Origin of the sequence: Streptomyces sp. NPDC020597 (genome assembly GCF_044335095.1) — a bacterium.
In the GTDB taxonomy this organism is placed as follows: domain Bacteria; phylum Actinomycetota; class Actinomycetes; order Streptomycetales; family Streptomycetaceae; genus Streptomyces.
Genome location: NZ_JBIRUL010000048.1, coordinates 1 through 16,799 on the forward strand (window position 1 = coordinate 1; position 16,799 = coordinate 16,799).

Below are 16,799 nucleotides of genomic sequence, written 5' to 3' on the forward strand. Positions count from 1 at the left end.
GCCCCCTTCGAGGTCGTCATCAGCGCCGAGGAGATGGGCGTCTACAAGCCGCGACTCCGCGCGTTCGAGTACATGCTCGACAAGCTCGGTGTGACACCCGACGAGATCGTCCACGTCTCCGCGAGCCCGATGTACGACCACCGCCCCGCGGCCATCATGGGCATCGAGAACAAGGTGTACATGGACCGCGGCTTCGAGCACGACGAGCACTGGCTCGGCTACGAGCGGATCACCGACATCGCCGACCTCCCCGTCCTCTTCGGCCTGCCGCGCCCCTGACACGGCAGCGGTGAACCGAGAAAGTGATCCACAGCAAGGCGGGGGCGGCATGAGTCAGCCCCTGCCTCGAACCGTCAAGGGCGACTCGGCTTCAGAACGGCTCCAAGCCCTGGGACTGAACTACCCGTCCTCGCCGGCACCACCCACCTCATGCCCCACCGGACGGGTGGGCTCCACCCTCCACCTCTCCGGCCAACTCCTCCTCAAAGACGGCGAGCTGCTGGGTCAGGACGTTGTCGGCCGGGACATGGAGCTGGACATCGCGAAGGAGCTCGCGCGCCATGCCACGCTCAACTGCCTCGCCGCCGCTGTGCGGGCGGTGGGTGGCCTGGGCCGGATCCGGATCGTGCAGATGCCGGTCCTCGTGGCCAGTACGCCGGACTTCGGTGAGCAGTGCGGCGGTGAACAGGCTCCACCAGGCACTCGACGCCCTCGTCGAGCGAACCGGCATCCCGGCGCAGATCGTGCCGGCGACGCGATGCACGACAGCTTCGACCAGAGTCATTGAGGCGTCCTTCCGGCGCAGGTCCGCCCAGAGGCCCCGCGGTGGCGTGAGGAGCGGATCCCACCCCCGCGCCGCGCCACTCCCGAAGAGCTCGCCTACGCCGTCGCCTGTCGCAGCGGCTCACGCGGTTCCCAGAGACAGATGAAGGACACACCATGAACGCGCTCGCGGCATCACCCCGGAACGGACAGCTCGGCTTCTGGGTGACCCAACTGGCCGACAAGAGACCCTCGTTCCCCCGCTTCACCGGCCAGGACAACGTGGATGTGGCCATTGTCGGCGGTGGCTACACCGGCCTGTGGGCGGCATACTTCGCCAAGAAGCTCGAACCGTCCCTCTCGGTCGCCGTCTTCGAGGCCGAACAAGTGGGCTACGGCGCATCAGGACGCAACGGCGGCTGGCTCTCGGCCATGCCCCCAGGCAACCGCGCCACCTTCGCCCGCGCCAGGGGAGGGCTGGAAGCGAGCCGGGCACTGCAGCAGGAGTTCGTCGCCGGCGTCGACTCCGTCCTGGACATCCTTCAGGCGGAAGGCATCGACGCCGATCAGCACAAGGGCGGAGCACTCGTCGCCGCCCACACTCGAGCGGGGCTGGGCCGGCTCGTCTCCCGGCGGGACGCCGACCTGAAGTATGGGCTGACCGACGACGGGGTCCGCATGCTCGACCGGGACGAGTTCCAGTCCCTGATCAACATCTCCACCGTCCACGGCGGGCTCTTCTATCAGCACTGCGCGCGGTTCCATCCCGCGAAACTCGTCTACGGCCTCGCCGGCACCCTGACCTCCATGGGGGTCAGGATCTACGAGGGAAGCCGCGTGGACAGCGTCGCGGGCAGGACCCTCACCCTGGCCGGGGGACGTGTCACCGCGGCCAGGACGTTCATCTGCACCGAAGGCTATTCGGGACAGCTGCTCGGCCGCCGGAGCCTGATCCCGGTGAATTCCTCGATGATCGTGACCAAACCCCTGCCGGATGAGGCATGGCGGCAGATCGGCTGGGACGGGCCGCAGTGCCTCAGCGACTCCGCGCACTCGTTCGTCTACGCCCAGCGGACGTCGGACGGCCGCATCGCCATGGGGGGCCGCGGTGTCCCCTACCGTTTCGGGTCCGGCACCGGGGGATCCGGTGCGACCGCCCAGTCCACCATCGACCTGATCTCGCACAAGCTCAGCACCTTCTTCCCCGGCATCCCCTTCGAAGTGGATCACGCCTGGTCGGGGGTTCTGGGCGTCACACGGGACTGGAACGGCGGCGTGCACTTCGACCCGGCATCGGGGATCGGATCGTCCACAGGCTACGCGGGACACGGTGTCACGTCGGCCTACGTCGGCGGCAGGACCCTCGCGGAGCTCGCCTTCGAGAAGGAAACCGAACGGACCACCCTTCCCTGGGTCGGCTACCGGGCACGGAAGTGGGAACCGGAACCCGTCCGCTGGCTGGGAGTTCACGCCATGTACCGGCTCTTCGGCATCGCCGACCGCTGGGAAGAACGCAGGAACTCCAGCCAGACCTCACTCCTGGCCAAGTTCGGCAGCCGCCTCGCCGGACTGCACGAGTAGACGTAAAGGAACGTGCTCTCATGGACACACAACTCGCCGTCATCGGCTTGGGCAGCATCGGAAGCATGGCCCTGTGGCAGGCCTCCCGGCTGTCCGCCTCGGTCGTGGGCTTCGAGGCAGCCACCCCCGCCCACGGCCGCAGCGCCGTGGGCGGGGACACCCGCCTGTTCCGCATGATCTACCGTGGCAGGCCCGAGTACTACCCCATCATCGAACGCTCCCGCAGCCTGTGGGCCGAGCTCGAAGCGGAAACCGGCCAGGAGATCCTCACCACCACCGGGGGTCTCACCATCGGGACGGCAAACAGTAACTTCATCAACAACCTCATCGAGACAGCGCGCATCAACGGAGCCGAGCACCGCGTCCTCAGTCGGGAGGAGATAGCCGAGCGCTATCCCCAGCACAACCTCCGCCCCGACGACTGCGCCGTCTACGACCCCTGCGGCGGCGTTCTGCGCACCGACCGCGCCGTCAGCGCCGCCGTCGCGGCGGCCCAGGCGAACGGCGCCACCGTCCTGCAGAACACACCCGTGGACAGCATCACCGAAACCCAAGACGGCGTGGTCGTCACCTCGGGCGACAGGACCTGGACGTTCGAGAAGGTCATCGTCGCCTCGGGCGGCTGGTCCCGCAGGCTCATGCCCGACCACCTCAAGGCCGTCACCGAAACCCATCGGATCGTCCTGACCTGGTTCATCGCCGAAGACGGCACCCAGTTCTCGCCGGAGAACTTCCCCGCCTTCAGCCGGTGGTACGAGGACCGCTCCATGTACGGCGCACCCGCCGTGGACGGCGTGACGGTCAAGGCATCGATCGACGGACCGCTGGCCGGGCGCACACGGGCGACCCCGGACCCGGACTCCGTGCCCAGGGAACTCACCTGGGAAGAAAGCGAGAAGGTCACCGAGATCGTCACCGAATTCTTCCCCGGCCTGATCCCCACCATCGTGCGTTCCGACGCCTTCCCCGACCTCTTCACCCAGGACGGGCATCCCCTCATCGGCTGGCTGGATCAGAACAGCCGCGTCTACTGCGCCACCGGATTCTCCGGCAAGGGCTTCAAGACGGCGACCGGCTATGGCCACATCGCCGCACACGAGGCGCTCGGCAAGCAGACGTTCGAAGGCCTGGACTTCGCGCGTCCGGACCGGTTCAAGACCAGGTAGCCGCCCACTGCTGCCGCCTCGGCGCAGTGGCCTCGGTAGCGGAATTCGGCTGACGGTCGTTGCGGGACTCATCTCTTGATGTCCCGCAACGACGCCGAGAACCAGCCGTATGCCGTACGCGCCCCCCGGGCCGTCCTCGCCCCGGCCGCCGTCCTCGCCCCCGCCGCCGTCCTGGGCCCTGCTCCGGGCGCTCGCGGTCACGGCGGCCGGCGGAGTAGGCATCCCGCGGCTGAGGCAGCGGGCGTCGGCCCACCCCGGAGCGCACACGGACCATCTCAGCAGGACGGCGCAGACGGCGCCGGAGCGATCGCTTACACCCGTACTCACACCACCCAGGAACTGACGGACACCGCCATGCCCGATCTCATCTCCCGCGCCCTGACCCGCCGAACCGTCCGGACGACCAAGCCTTCACGCGAGCGGACCTGGAAGCAGCTGTCTCCGCTGCTGCGGCTGCTGATCCTTACCCAACTCACCTCTGGTATCGGCTTCTTCGCCGTCCTGCCGTTCCTCGCCGAGCACCTCGGCACCGCCATCGGCATGGCGGGATGGATGGTCGGCCTCGTCCTGGGTCTGCGCACCTTCAGCCAGCAGGGCCTCTTCGTGGTCGGCGGCGCACTCGTCGACCGCTACGGCGTACGCCCGATCGTGCTGGCCGGCTGCGTGCTGCGGGTTGCCGGGTTCGCGTGGCTGGGGTACGCGGAGCAGACCTGGACGGTGATCGGCGCGGTGCTTCTGATCGGCTTCGCCGCCGCGCTGTTCTCCCCGGCGGTGGAGTCCGAAGTGGCCCGGCAGGCGGTGATCAGGGAGGAGGAGGGCTACGGTTCACGCACTCGGGTGCTGGCTCTGCTGAGCGCGGCCGGACAGGCCGGCGCCTTCATCGGCCCGCTGCTCGGCGCCCTGCTGCTAGCCGTTGACTTCCGCACCACCTGCCTCGCCGGAGCCGCCGTTTTCGTCCTCGTCCTGGCCGGGCACGTATGGCTGATGCCGCAGCACATCCCCGGCCGAGTGCGCACCCGGCAGCGGGGCGGCACGCGCGTATTGCTGCGCAACCGGAGCTTCCTCGCCCTGTGCTGCGCCTACGGCACCTACCTGCTCGCCTACAACCAGCTCTACCTCGCCCTGCCGGACGAGGTGCAACGGGTGACCGGCTCCCAGGCAGCCCTGTCCTGGCTGTTCGCCCTGTCCTCCCTGCTGGTCGTCTGCGCCCAACTGCCCCTCACGCGCTGGGCAGGTGACCGGCTCGGCCTGCGCCGCTCAATGATCGCCGGACTGCTGCTCATCGCGGCCGGTTTCGCCGTCGTGGCCGTCGCCCTGCCCGCCGGCTGGACGGGTGTGGCGGCGTTGCTGCCCGCTGCCGGGTACGTCGTCCTGCTCACCCTCGGCCAGATGCTGGTCGTCCCCGCCGCCCGCGCCTGGGTGCCCGACCTCGCCGCGGACGGCCGCATCGGCCTCTACACCGGCGCACTGTCCTCCGTCTCCGGCCTGATCGTCCTCATCGGCAGCTCAGTCACCGGCTCCCTGCTCGACCTCGACCTGCCACCTGCCGTGCCCTGGCTGATCCTCGCCGCAGTACCCGCCCTGGCGGTGGCAATCCTGCCGAGCCGCTCGGAACGGCAGACGGACGCGGGAGGTGCTCACTGACGTCATTGGTTCCTGCCCACACGCAGGCGGCCGGACCCGTCGCCTTCTCAGCCGCGCCACCCTGCCTGGCCTCGACGTCAGCTGGACTGGGGCGGGATTTACTGGACGGGAAGGACACGGACGGCCGAGTCGAGAGCCGACAGCAGTCCGCGCAGCTGCCGGTCTTCCAATGTCAGTTGGTTGACCGCCCGCACCAGCCCTTCGACATCGGCCCGGAGTTGTTCGAGCTCGGCTTGGTCCCTGGCGCGGAATTCCTTGAGCCGTACGACCTGTTTACGGAGCCGGGTCTCGGCGTCCGTGAGTTGTCCGCGCTCTTTGACCTTGGCGTAGAACTCGTTCTTCAGATCGAGGTGGCGCTGAGTGAGGGCGTAGCGGGGGACGCCGGCCTCGATGGCGCGGCGGGCGGCCCGGCCGGAGAGGCCGCCGCCGGCCTGGAGGTCGTCGTTGAGGTCGGCGACGGTGTCGGCGACGGCGCGGACGGTTTCGATGTCGATCCGTTCGTGGATGCCGTCGCGGCTGCGCGCGGCGTAGGCCTCGGAGACCAGTGCGGTGCGTAGGTGGCCGTACTGGATGGCGAGGACGACGAGCCCGCCCGGGCGGCGGGCGATGTGCCAGGCCAGGGTGCGGCGGAAGCGCCTTGTACCGAGCGCCCGTGCCGGTCGCGCGGTATCTCTTCGCCGGGCAGGTGGTGGCGGGCGGCTTCGGCGTTGGCCCAGATGAGGAAGTCCGGCCTCAGGGCCGCGATGGTTCGCGCGACCGCCTTCATGGAGAACTTCGCGAGCGTGATGGCACCGAGCCTGGAGCATGGGGAGATCGTGCTGAGGCTGCTGCTGCCGGAGAACGTCGCCCTGAAGATGATCTCGGTCAGGGACATCGGCCGGGTCGCCGCCGGGCTCCTGCTCGACACCGCGGAGGTGCCCGGCGGAGCCGTCGAGCTCGTCGGCGACGAGCTGACGGGCCCTCAGATCGCCGCGGGGTTCGGCGCGCGCGCCGGGCTCCCGGCACGGTACGAGGCCCTCCCGTTGAGCGTGCTTCGCAACGACCTCGACAAGCCGACGTTCCGCGAGTTCGCGAAGGCGGCGGAATTGTCGACGGCGCGGTAAAGATCCACGTCCAGGAGGCCCCGGGCCGCCAACCAAAAGACCTCACCGGCAACGCCCGCGAGGCCGCCGCGCCGGCGTCTGGACCCCTATGGCGGATGGCCGGAACAGGCTTGACCGTGCCGGCCATCCGCAACGGTGCTCGGCCCGTCTTGATCGGTCCCGGCGGGAGCTAGGGCTTGGCTCCGGTGGCACCTGGATGGGGTTGTTGCACATGCCGTAGCGGCATGTGGTGGGGTCGGGGCACCACAGCACGAAAGGCTCTGTCTGCGATGTACCCCTCCCTCACGCCTCCCCGGCAGGTCAAGATCGGTGATGCCGCTGCGTTCGCCGGGATCACCCCACGCGCCATCCGCCACTACCACGAGATCGGTCTGCTGCCGGAGCCCGAGCGCGGCGGGGACGGCCGCCGCCGCTACGGCTATGCCGACATGACCCGCCTGCTGTGGATCCGCAAGATGGCTGATGCCGGCATCAGTCTGGACGACATGCGGGCCGCCTTCGGCGAAGCCCGGGACGAAGCTGGAGACGAAGCCCTGGACCAAGCCCCGGATATCGAGTCGGTCCTGAGCAGGCTGGAGAAAACCTTGGCGGCGCAGGAGGCCGCCATCAAACGTCGGCGCGCGGCTGTCCAGCGCCTGCAGGCGGTGGGCAGCCCGCTGGGGCTGCTCTCCGAACTGGTCACGGACCGGCTCAGCCACCTGCCCCCGGGCGCGTTGCGCCCCTCCGATGTGGACGCCCTGCTGGTCACAGAACGGATCTTCGGGCCGCTGGGCGCCGCCATCCAGGCCGGCACGTTCATCGTGCTGGGCACCCACCCCGACCTGCGGGCCGAGGAGGACCGTCTTGAGGCGGCCGAGGCCGCCCTCGACGACGGCGTCGAACCCGACGACCCGCGCGTCGAAGAGCTCGCCGCACAGCGATGCGCTCACCAAATGGCCCTGAATCAGGCCATCGAGGCAGCTGGTCTCGACGCGGCCGAGGAGAAGATCTTCGAGATCTACGACGCCGATCTGAAAGGTGAGGAGGGCACAGAGATGAGTGCTGCCGCAGCGATCACCAAGATGCCTTACGACTTCTCTCCTGCCCGGATGCGCTGCATGGAACTCGCCGGACGGCTTTTCGGCGAGGCCCTTGCCGACGCCCACTCCGCGGACAGCCCTCGTTGAGCGATCAGGCGGGTTGCCCTGCCTGTCCCAGCGCCGATCTCGAGGGCGGTCCGAACCGGGTGGCCCGCACAGGGCATCACCATGTCGAACAGCTCCACGGGATACCCCGGCCGGAACCGTTCGTATGCTTCCGCCAGCACTCCGAAACTCAGCGCGCGGCCAGACATGCCCGGCGTCCCTTTCATGAGCGGCCCCTGCGGTGCTTGGTCTTTTCTGGGGGCACAGACGCGAGCTGATGTCTCATGAGACACATCGAAGTCTGGAGAAGGACGGGTTCAGGGCTCTGGTGTCCGTCGGCGCGGGTCGTCACAGCGAGGTGACGTACTGGGCGAACCGGGCCGGCCTTCCGCCTACTCGCTGCCCCGACCGCCTCGCCGACGCCGCGAGCGCACGGTACGAGATGGATGGGCTGCTGCGCTACGAGCGGGCGGGTGTGTGGTGTGTGCGTCACCTCGTTCCTTGCTCGTGTGGCCAGTGTCCGGTGATCTTGCCGTCGGGCGTCAGGGTGAACCGGGTTCCGTCCATTGCCGTCGTGACACTGGCTCGCGTGCCGTACGCCTTCATGGTGAAGTCCTCCGCTTTGCCCATGTACACGTGCGCCTCTGCGGCGTTGCTCCACGAGTTGACCCGCACCTGCACTCCCCAGTGGTTCACTTGTGGCTTCTCCCGCCACGACCCCCAGCTGCTCTGCGGCAGCAGCTCTGTGCCTCGGCCCGAGAACACGTACCAGCTCGCGAGACCGAGCAGGGTCACAGCGGCGACGAGCGCAAACGCGGTCGACCGGCGTCGGATGAGGGAGGAGAGAGCCACTTGATGAATTCCTTCATGGTTTGGGGGCTGCGCCGCAGTCCAAGACGGTCCCCGTCCAGGCCGCGTTCCTGACCGCCGGGGACGGTCTTGCAGCGGCAGCTCCGGGCCTCCCTGTCGCTAACGGAACAGCTACTGCGGGCAGTCCGGCGTGTGCCGCATCTGGATCGGCAGCCCCACCCCGACGCAAGCGTTCTCCGGGCCGGGGCCCGCCCTGCAATCCGGGCACAGTTCACCTTCCGTCGCTGCGAACCCCTACATCGAGATGCTCCCCCTCGTCTGGGGCGATGAGCCAGGCCAGGGGGTGCGGTGCAGGCGGCGCGGGGTGAGCGCACCGTGCGGGTCGGGCGGGACACGTTCGTGGGGCCGGCCAAGGCGGGTTGCGATGGTGTTGATCCAGTCGACAGAGGCAGCGAGGCGCTCGCGCATCGCTGCCACCGTGCGCGCCCTCGTCCGGGGGTGAGTGCCGGCGCTGGGCGTGGTGGGCGGCATCGAACAGCAGGCCGCCGGACGGGGCCATGTTCTCCAGCACCGGATCCCGACCGGCAGATGGAGCCGGGCCCCAGCTCGGGCCCGCACCCGGCCGGATGCGAGCAGGGCTACGACGCCTATCTGCGCGCGGCGCTATCGCTGGAGATGTCGGACAGGGCGATGCGGGCTGTGATGCGTTTGCCGACCGGCTCCTGCTCGATGAACAGGTCCTCGGTGACGGCCTTGACGATCTCCAGGCCGTGCTGGCCGATCCTGCCGGGATCGGCGGCGCGGGCCGCGGGCACGGTGGGATCGCTGTCCCACACGACGACGTCCACGACGCGGGCGGTGATGCGCAGTTCCACCAGGACCGGGCCGGGGGCGTACTTGCAGGCGTTGGTGACCAGCTCGCTGACGACCAGCTGGGTCAGGTCCCTCGCGCGGGCGGGCACCGACAGGGGGTAGTCAGTCTCGGCCTGCTTGAGGAAGGCGAGTGCGTGCTGGCGGGCGTCGGCAATGCAGCCGTCGTCACCCCTGAGGGCGTAGCCGGCGCGGATCAGGTACTCGTCCGGTGCCGGAGTACCGTCACCGTCGTCATGGGATGCCACTGGCGTCGCCCTCATTCACCATTCACGAGCAGGCCTCTACCCCCGATCCCGTCATACATGTCACAGGCATGTTGTTCGGCACCATCACCTGCGTGCATGGGCTCCGAACGGTGGGGCACAATCGTCCGTGCGCCCCCTCCCGGGGGCAGGCTCAAGCGCAGTCGAGGAGACGGTGAGCGACATCGAGAACGCGGACCGGCCCGACCGGTTCTCCGCCGTACACCGCATGGTCGGCGGCGTGCGCGTCGTCACTGTGCGGGGCGAGATCGACCACGACGTCAAAGAGCTGCTCGGCACAGTGATGCTGTCCGGGTACGGCGAGGCACCGCCGTCACGGATCGTGGTCGACCTCAGTGGCGTGACCTTCATGGACTCCAGCGGCATCAACGTCTTCGTCACCGCCCACAAGGCCGTTAGCAACAACGCGGGGTGGCTGCGCATCGCCGCCGCACAGACGCCCGTCCTGCACGTCCTGCAACTGGTCGGCGTCGACACGTTCATCACCTGCCACCCCACCCTCGAGCAGGCCCTCGAACCCTGACCGCTCCACTGGGGCCGGACCGAGGCATCATCCTGGCTCCGGCGGCGCTGCACAACCCGAGCCAGCTCACGCTCCACCCGCTCCGGAAGTGACTGCGCGGCGTGCGGAACTGGACGAACTCGAGGAACAGCTGGCACCACGGAGCCGGTCGAAGCGGCGATAGCCAAACGCGACCGCGCCGAACGGCGGCGCCTGCACCAGATCGCAGGCGGCGACGCCAGCCTCCGCCCCATACGCCGACAAGCCCCTCCGGGCGTCAGCACCCGCCGCCTCCTCACGCTGTAAGACACCGCCGTCGCGCAGGCGTCCCAGGCCGGGGCAGCGGCGGCCGCAGGACGAGGGCGAGGCGCGGTGAGCTTCGGCGGAAGGGTGCCGACGGCGGAACCGGCCGCCGTCGTTCAGTACGAACACCACCGAGGCGACGTCGACGGCGCCAAGGCGACGTCGATCACGGCGGCGATCCTGGCCTGGATCGCCGCATCCGCGGCACGCGGCGTACTCGAACTCGTGGCCGAGGCGGTGGGAGGGACGCGGGCCACATATAGGTGCCCGGCGCAGCGGCGTATAAGGCCGGTCAAATCCAGCGCCTATGACCTTGGCCGGTCCGAGCCCGCATATCGCCCTGCCCGCGGGTGTATGCCTTCTTCGCCCGCTGGCCGCGATACGGGGCTGGTGGCCGAGCTGATCTTCCGCAAGGCCTGATGCAGCCCGAATCGAATGTCGGCCACGGATCGGCCGCTGTGACTGAGCGGCCCCTGGCCCCTGAAGTTTCGGTTGGCCGCTTTGCGCTCGGCGATGGATGCAGGGCTGTCCTGGGCGTAGGCGATGCCGCGTTGGATGGTGATCTGGACCACGTCTGCTGGACCTCAACCCTGCTTGAGGAAGCAGGCTGTTGCACACAGCAGGGCGGTCGCGGAGGCAGCCCTGCAACTCGCTCACCAATTGATCCACCGTCGAAGTCTGCGTGGGTTCTGCGGCCCGTCCGGGTTGCCCGACCGCGGACCACTGAGCTCAGGAGAACCGTCATGGCCACGCTGTTGCACATCGACACCTCACTCAACCGCGAGAACTCGCACTCTCGCGCTGTGACCGCCGCGTTCCGCGCGGCGTGGGAGAACGAGCACCGGCAGAGCACGGTGATTTACCGTGATCTCGACGCCGAACCGATACCCCATCTGCAGGCCGCCGCCTACTACGCCGGCTACACCCAGGCCACCGATCAGTCCCCCGAGGATCGGACCGCCTTCGCACTGCGCGCCAAGCTGATCGAAGAGGCCGAGGCGGCGGACGCGATCTTGCTCGGCGCCCCGATGTACAACTACTCGATCCCCTCGACGCTGAAGGCCTGGCTCGACCACGTCTTCGCCGTAGGCCGCACCGCGATGACCGAGAAGCCCTCGCTCGCAGGCAAGCCTGTCGTCGTCGTGACCAGCCGTGGCGGGTCGTACCAGCGGGGCACACCCCAGCATGGCAACGACTATGTGCGGAGCTATCTCCAGCAGGCCCTCGGCACCGGTCTCGGCCTGGACGTCACCTTCATCGTCCCCGAGCTGACCCTGGCCCCGAGCGTTCCCGCAATGGCCGACTTGGTCCCGCTCTTCGAGGCCTCGCGCGCTGAGGCCCTCACGGCCGCCGAGTCCCGTGCCAAGGAACTGTTGATGCGTCTGGCCGCATAGCACCACCGCGTCCCGCGCACCGACAGAGCCGGTCACGCTGGCCCGTAGGGCTGCGCCGCGAGGCGCGAGCGGCTTGTCCACTTCCGGATGTCGTCGCATCCCAGCAGGGCGAACCGCGGCCGCAGACGCCGAAGCGGCGCGCCACCCCTCTCGGGGGTAGCGCGCCGTCGAAGGGATCGCGTCGGCAGGTGGTCGCGGCGCGGCACCCACCGGCCTGTTGTCGGGCGCGTCAGTGGCGGCCGCCGCGGCGGTGGCCCCAGGACTCGTCGTCGACGAAACGGCCTCGGTCGTCGCGCAGGGTGGCGGTGTCGTAGTCGTTGTTCCACACGTAGGCGCGGCGGCCCTGGTAGAGGTCGGTGCGGGTGTCGCGGCCCACGCCGGTGTGGACGCACGCCGGTGTGGACGCGGACGCGGACGGTGGCCGACCAGCCAGGCGGTAGTGGTCGAAGGTGTAGCGGTGGCCGGACTCGAGAGCGGTCCGGCTGGTCCGTTGATGACGCCGGGGGTGATCTCGGGTACCTCGGCAAGGTGGTGTCGGAGGAACGCGGCGAGTTGCTCAGGCTCCGTGGTGAGCGGTTCGCGGGTTGCGCGGGGTATCCAGAGGGGGCCGCGAGAGGCCTCGGACCGTCCGAAGTCGCCCCACTGGAAGATCCTGCGGGACTGCCGACTCAAACGTCCCGGTTCATTGCCAGGACGGGGCCCACCAGCAGGAGACCTCAACCCCGGCGAGTTCGTCACCGACGTCCAGTCCAGTCCCGCCCCGCACCGCCTGCCCCTCGATGTCAAGGGTGCCTCCACCACCGACGGCGCCCCGGTCCAGTTGTGGACCTGTAGCGGCGGCACCAAGCAGAGGCCGAACCCCGACTGATTCCACTCCCTGTCCGGGCCGGGCACACGCCCCGGCCCGGACGCGGCGAAAACTCCGACAGGAACGCGACCCCTTGTCAGGGTCATGGCCCTCTTCTACAGTCCCGAATACGGAGACTGTGGGAGCGCTCCCACAGTCTGGTGCTCCAGCGCTCACTCCGAGAGGGGTCCCGCGCGAACGTCACGGCGCCCCGTCACGAAGAAGGCGGATCCCCCCATGCAGCTTCTTTCGATCCACCGCTCGCCCGCCCGAAAGCGCATTGCTGTGTTGCTGGCAGCGCTTTGCTGTGCCGCGTTACCCGTCGTGGCCGCGGCCGCCCAGTCGCCCGTGGCGAGCGCCGCCGCCACTGAGGTCTTGGGCAACGCGACCCACTTCGACGGGCTCGGGAGCCCCTACGGCGGCTGCGGTCTGCCGCAGCGCGAACTGGACAGCCAGGACTTCGTGGCGCTCAACGTGTTCAACACCCCCGGCGACTACTCGGGCTCCTACCCGCGCCCGGTGCCGGACTCAAGAGAACCGATCAAGGGCGCCTTCGACAACGGCCGCAACTGCGGCCGCTGGGTCAAGGTCACCATCGGGGACTACTGCTCCGGCACCAACGACGGCGCCCCTGGCCAGCCCTTCTGCCGCAACGGCTCCTGGGTGGCCGACAAGTACAACGGGGCCACCCTGACCATGCTCGTCGCGGACAGCTGTGCCGATTCCAACGCCTGGTGCCGGGACGACCCGAACCACCTCGACCTGGCGACCGATTCCCTCAACCGCTTCCGGATCGGCGGCACCCCCGTGGGGGCGATGTACCCGGACCGCTGGAACAACCGTCATGTCTCCTGGAGCTTCGTCACGGCCCCGGACTACAGCGGCGACATCCGTATCGGCTTTCTCAAGGGAGCCCAGCGCTACTGGCCCGCCATCGCCGTCTCCCATTTGCCCAACGGCGTCCACGGCATCCAGTACCTGGCGAACGGCACCTGGACCGACGCCGCCATGAACAGCGACATGGGGCAGTCCTATGTCATCGGCGCGACGGCCTCCGGCGGAAGCGACTTCACCGTACGGATCCGCGACGCCGCCGACGCTTGGCTGGGCGGCGGCCGTACGTACTCCTTCTCGCTGCCGTCGGGCTGCGCGGGAGGCTGCTCGCAGGACTACACCGCCGTCCCCTACACCACTGACGCCTCTGGGGGGACACCGCCTCCCACTCCCGCGCCGAGCCCCTCCGGCGACACCGCCTGCACGGCGCAGTGGAAGCTGACCGGCTCATGGCAGGGCGGGTACCAGGCCGACGTCACGGTCACCAACAGGGGGTCCCGGCCGGTCACCGGCTGGTCGGTGCACCACACCCTGCCGGTCGGTGTGACCGTGGCGAACCGCTGGAACGCGGTGGTGGATCCGTCCCGCCCCGCCACCACCGTGCACAACGCCTCCTACAACGGCTCCCTGGCGCCTGGCGCGTCGACGACCTGGGGAATGACGCTCAACGGCGACGACCGAGACCTTGGCACACTCCTCTGCACCGCGTCCTGACTCCCGTCGAGAGAGTGATCATGGCCATGACTTCATTACGCGTGCGCCGCCACCGGCTGCCTGTGTGGGCATTGGTTCTGACCGTGGTGGCGGTTGCCCTTCCCGCCATCGTGACGTCGCGCGCACAGGGCGCGGCGACGGGCTGCGCGGTCACGTACACCACCAACGAGTGGTCCGGCGGCTTCACCGCTCAGATCCGCGTCACTAATCTCGGCGCCGCCCTGAACGGCTGGCGGCTGGAGTGGGCCTACGGCGGCGACCAGCAGGTCACGTCCGCCTGGAACGCGCAGGTCACCCAGTCGGGCAGCGCGGTGACCGCCGTGAACGCCGCGCACAATGCCGTGCTCGGCGCCGGAGGGTCCGTGGACTTCGGCCTCCAGGGCACCTGGCGCACCGCCGACCCCGCCCCCACCGCCTTTGCCTTCAACGGCGCTCCGTGCGGCGGAACCGCGACTCCCACGCCGACGCCGACGGCGACATCCACGGCGCCGGCCGAATGCGCCGGGGCCGGGGCGACGATCTGCTCCGACTTCGAGGACCAAGCCGGCACCGTGCCCTCGGGCGCCTGGCAGACCACGGCACCCGACTGCCAGGGAACGGGGAAGGTCAGCGTCGACACGTCCGTCGCCTACAGCGGCACCAGGTCGCTGCGCGTCGACGGCGGTGCCGGCTACTGCAACCACGTCTTCGCAGCCTCCACCCGCGATCTGTCCTCCGTCGGGCCCGTGGTGTACGTGCGGATGCGGGTCCGGCACACCACCGCCCTGCCCATCAACCACATCACCTTCGTGTCCATGCCGGACGCCTCACAGGGCAGCAAGGCGCTGCGCGTAGGCGGGCAGAACGGCGCGCTGCAGTGGAACCGCGAGAGCGACGACGCGACACTGCCGGAACAGAGCCCGGCGGGTGTCGCGCTCAGCACCCCGCTGGCGACCGGCCGGTGGCTGTGCCTGCGGTACCAGATCGACACCACCGCCCAGTCCATGCGCACCTGGGTCGACGACCGGGAGATCGCCGGGCTGCGCGTGGACGGGGTGCCGACCCAGAACGTCGACGGGCAGTGGCTCGCCCGCAGGACCCCTCCCCGCCCCACCGGCCTGCGCCTGGGCTGGGAGAGCTACAGCACCGGGGACGACACTCTCTGGTTCGACGACGTGGCCCTGGGCTCCTCACCGATCGGTTGCTGACGCCCGCGTGGAATGTGCCGGGACGACAGGATCTGAACGCGCGACAGTTGTCGATTCCTTGGTCCGTACGGCGCGCAGCACCCGCCTGGTGGACCGGTCAGCTGCAGGCCCTCGGCCTGGGGCCCTGGCTCACCCGTCCGTCGATCAGATGGGTATCGAGCTCATCGATCCCTTACGCAACAAGGAGATCAGGTGAAACGTCGTCACACCTTGATAGCCACCGGCGCCGCCGGTGCACTGATCCTGGGTGGCCTTGCCATCGCCACCCTGCCCGCATCGGCAGCCGCCACCGGCTGCTCGGTCGCGTACAAGGTGCAGAGCGAATGGCCGGGAGGGTTCACCGCGAACCTGGCCATCACCAATCTCGGCTCCCCCGTGCGAGGGTGGACCGCGACGTTCGACTTCCCGAACTCCGACCAGAAGGTCACCAACGGCTGGAGCGCCACCTGGGCACAGTCCGGAACCCACGTGTCCGCCACCAGCCTCGACTGGAACGGGACGCTGGACACGGGCGGGTCGGCGTCCATCGGGTTCAACGGTGCGTGGAAGGGCGCCAATCCGCAACCCGCATCGGTTGCGCTCAACGGCGTGACCTGTACCGGCTCGGTGACATCCCCGACCCCCAGCCCCACCACCACTGCGACCGGCGGTCCCAGCGGTCCGGCCCCGGAGCTGAAGGTTTCCGGGAACAGGATCGTCACCGCGAGCGGCAAGCCGTACCGGCTGCTGGGCGTGGACCGCTCCAGCGGTGAATACGCTTGTGTTCAGGGCAAGGGTCTGTGGGACGGCGGCCCGGTCGACCAGGCTTCCGTCGACGCGATGAAGACCTGGAACATCCACGCGGTGCGTGTGCCGTTGAACGAGGAATGCTGGCTCGGCCTCAACGGCTCGCCCGAGGGGGCCGCTTACCAGCAGGGCGTCAAAGATTACGTCAACCTGCTGGTCGCCAATGGCATCAACCCGATCCTCGACCTGCACTGGACGCGGGGCGCCTATACCAACGGGCCGGACTGGCACTGCAAGGACGCCACCGCGACCTGCCAGAAACCCATGCCGGACGCGCAGTACGCCCCCCAGTTCTGGACCGGTGTCGCCAACACCTTCAAGGGCAATGACGCCGTCGTCCTCGATCTGTTCAACGAGCCGTACCCGGAGATCGCCGCCGGCTGGGACAAGACCGTCGGCTGGCAGTGCTGGCGCGACGGCGGCACCTGCACGGGCCTCCCGTACGAGACGGCCGGCATGCAGGACCTGGTCGACGCGGTCCGGGCCACCGGCGCGACCAATGTCCTCATGCTGGGGGGCCTTGAGTGGGCCAACGACATGCGCGAGTGGCTGACGCACATGCCGAACGACCCGCTGAACAACATCGCCGCGTCATGGCATTCGTACAGCTTCAACGCCTGTGCGACAGTGTCCTGCTGGGACAGCCAAGTCGCGCCGCTCGCCCAGCACGTGCCGGTCGTCATCGGTGAGTTCGGCCAGGACAACTGCGGCTTCGACTACATGCAGCAGTTGGTGGACTGGGCCGACGCGCACAACATGAGCTATCTCGCGTGGACCTGGAACCCCTGGGGCTGCAGCAATGGTGGCGTGCTCATCAAGGACTGGGCGGGCACCCCGGAACCCGGCGTCGGGGAGGGTCTGAAGGCCCACCTGATCAGCCAAGACCCCTACTCGACCCCATAACCG

At 69.1% G+C, this 16,799-nt stretch carries 15 protein-coding genes and 2 pseudogenes; 12 read left to right on the forward strand and 5 right to left on the reverse strand.

All coding sequences use genetic code 11. The annotated features are described in order from the left end of the window. Positions 1-279: HAD family hydrolase (locus ACH4ZA_RS38345; protein ID WP_398433647.1), on the forward strand; the 279-nt coding region annotated here is incomplete at its 5' end. A gap of 148 nt (positions 280-427) precedes the next feature. On the opposite strand, the gene ACH4ZA_RS38350 is transcribed toward ACH4ZA_RS38345, so the two are convergent. Continuing rightward, on the reverse strand, positions 428-784 hold the full coding sequence (locus ACH4ZA_RS38350; RefSeq protein WP_398433648.1) for a hypothetical protein: 357 nt from the start codon (positions 782-784) through the stop codon (positions 428-430). Positions 785-939: 155 nt separating this feature from the next. Here ACH4ZA_RS38350 and ACH4ZA_RS38355 point away from each other — a divergent pair, with 155 nt between their 5' ends. The 3 genes from ACH4ZA_RS38355 (at position 940) to ACH4ZA_RS38365 (ending at position 5,153) form a co-directional block, all read left to right on the forward strand. After that, positions 940-2,343, forward strand: coding sequence for an NAD(P)/FAD-dependent oxidoreductase (locus ACH4ZA_RS38355; protein WP_398433649.1), 1,404 nt, complete (start codon positions 940-942; stop codon positions 2,341-2,343). Between the two features lie 20 nt (positions 2,344-2,363). Beyond that, the gene (gene solA, locus ACH4ZA_RS38360; protein ID WP_398433650.1) at positions 2,364-3,509 is read left to right on the forward strand and encodes an N-methyl-L-tryptophan oxidase; all 1,146 of its coding nucleotides are present in this window, start codon (positions 2,364-2,366) and stop codon (positions 3,507-3,509) included. Between the two features lie 354 nt (positions 3,510-3,863). Further along, positions 3,864-5,153, forward strand: coding sequence for an MDR family MFS transporter (locus ACH4ZA_RS38365; protein WP_398433651.1), 1,290 nt, complete (start codon positions 3,864-3,866; stop codon positions 5,151-5,153). Positions 5,154-5,251: 98 nt separating this feature from the next. Here the strand turns inward: ACH4ZA_RS38365 and ACH4ZA_RS38370 are convergent, their stop codons facing one another. Then, positions 5,252-5,959, reverse strand: a complete 708-nt coding sequence (locus tag ACH4ZA_RS38370; protein WP_398433678.1) for a hypothetical protein — start codon at positions 5,957-5,959, stop codon at positions 5,252-5,254. Here ACH4ZA_RS38370 and ACH4ZA_RS38375 point away from each other — a divergent pair. After that, a pseudogene (locus ACH4ZA_RS38375) lies at positions 5,870-6,238 on the forward strand (NmrA family NAD(P)-binding protein); the annotation flags it as partial. The gene ACH4ZA_RS38370 and the pseudogene ACH4ZA_RS38375 overlap by 90 nt on opposite strands. A gap of 287 nt (positions 6,239-6,525) precedes the next feature. Further along, on the forward strand, positions 6,526-7,422 hold the full coding sequence (locus ACH4ZA_RS38380) for a MerR family transcriptional regulator (RefSeq protein WP_398433652.1): 897 nt from the start codon (positions 6,526-6,528) through the stop codon (positions 7,420-7,422). 447 nt (positions 7,423-7,869) lie between these two features. On the opposite strand, the gene ACH4ZA_RS38385 is transcribed toward ACH4ZA_RS38380, so the two are convergent. Beyond that, the gene (locus ACH4ZA_RS38385; protein ID WP_398433653.1) at positions 7,870-8,232 is read right to left on the reverse strand and encodes a hypothetical protein; all 363 of its coding nucleotides are present in this window, start codon (positions 8,230-8,232) and stop codon (positions 7,870-7,872) included. Between the two features lie 605 nt (positions 8,233-8,837). Next, positions 8,838-9,308 (reverse strand): ATP-binding protein, encoded by a 471-nt coding sequence (locus ACH4ZA_RS38390; RefSeq protein ID WP_398433654.1) that lies wholly within the window; start codon positions 9,306-9,308, stop codon positions 8,838-8,840. Positions 9,309-9,480: 172 nt separating this feature from the next. Between ACH4ZA_RS38390 and ACH4ZA_RS38395 the strand changes: the two genes are divergently transcribed. The 3 genes from ACH4ZA_RS38395 (at position 9,481) to ACH4ZA_RS38405 (ending at position 11,525) form a co-directional block, all read left to right on the forward strand. Further along, on the forward strand, positions 9,481-9,849 hold the full coding sequence (locus tag ACH4ZA_RS38395; RefSeq protein ID WP_398433655.1) for an STAS domain-containing protein: 369 nt from the start codon (positions 9,481-9,483) through the stop codon (positions 9,847-9,849). Between the two features lie 351 nt (positions 9,850-10,200). After that, a complete protein-coding gene (locus ACH4ZA_RS38400; RefSeq protein WP_398433656.1) occupies positions 10,201-10,551 on the forward strand; it encodes a hypothetical protein in 351 nt (116 codons plus the stop codon). Positions 10,552-10,874: 323 nt separating this feature from the next. Further along, entirely contained in the window at positions 10,875-11,525 is a 651-nt protein-coding gene (locus ACH4ZA_RS38405; RefSeq protein ID WP_398433657.1) for an FMN-dependent NADH-azoreductase, read from the forward strand. A 229-nt stretch (positions 11,526-11,754) separates the two neighbouring features. Here ACH4ZA_RS38405 and ACH4ZA_RS38410 read toward each other — a convergent pair. Next, positions 11,755-11,994, reverse strand: a pseudogene (locus tag ACH4ZA_RS38410) (lamin tail domain-containing protein); the annotation flags it as partial. Positions 11,995-12,747: 753 nt separating this feature from the next. Here ACH4ZA_RS38410 and ACH4ZA_RS38415 point away from each other — a divergent pair. The 3 genes from ACH4ZA_RS38415 (at position 12,748) to ACH4ZA_RS38425 (ending at position 16,796) form a co-directional block, all read left to right on the forward strand. Then, on the forward strand, positions 12,748-13,920 hold the full coding sequence (locus ACH4ZA_RS38415) for a cellulose binding domain-containing protein (RefSeq protein ID WP_398433658.1): 1,173 nt from the start codon (positions 12,748-12,750) through the stop codon (positions 13,918-13,920). Between the two features lie 26 nt (positions 13,921-13,946). Beyond that, positions 13,947-15,107 carry a cellulose-binding domain-containing protein gene (locus tag ACH4ZA_RS38420; RefSeq protein WP_398433659.1) on the forward strand — a complete coding sequence of 387 codons (1,161 nt, stop codon included), beginning with the start codon at positions 13,947-13,949 and terminating at the stop codon, positions 15,105-15,107. A 192-nt stretch (positions 15,108-15,299) separates the two neighbouring features. Continuing rightward, positions 15,300-16,796: a cellulase family glycosylhydrolase gene (locus tag ACH4ZA_RS38425; RefSeq protein ID WP_398433660.1), complete on the forward strand. Its 1,497-nt coding sequence runs from the start codon at positions 15,300-15,302 to the stop codon at positions 16,794-16,796. The last annotated feature ends 3 nt before the right edge of the window (positions 16,797-16,799 follow it).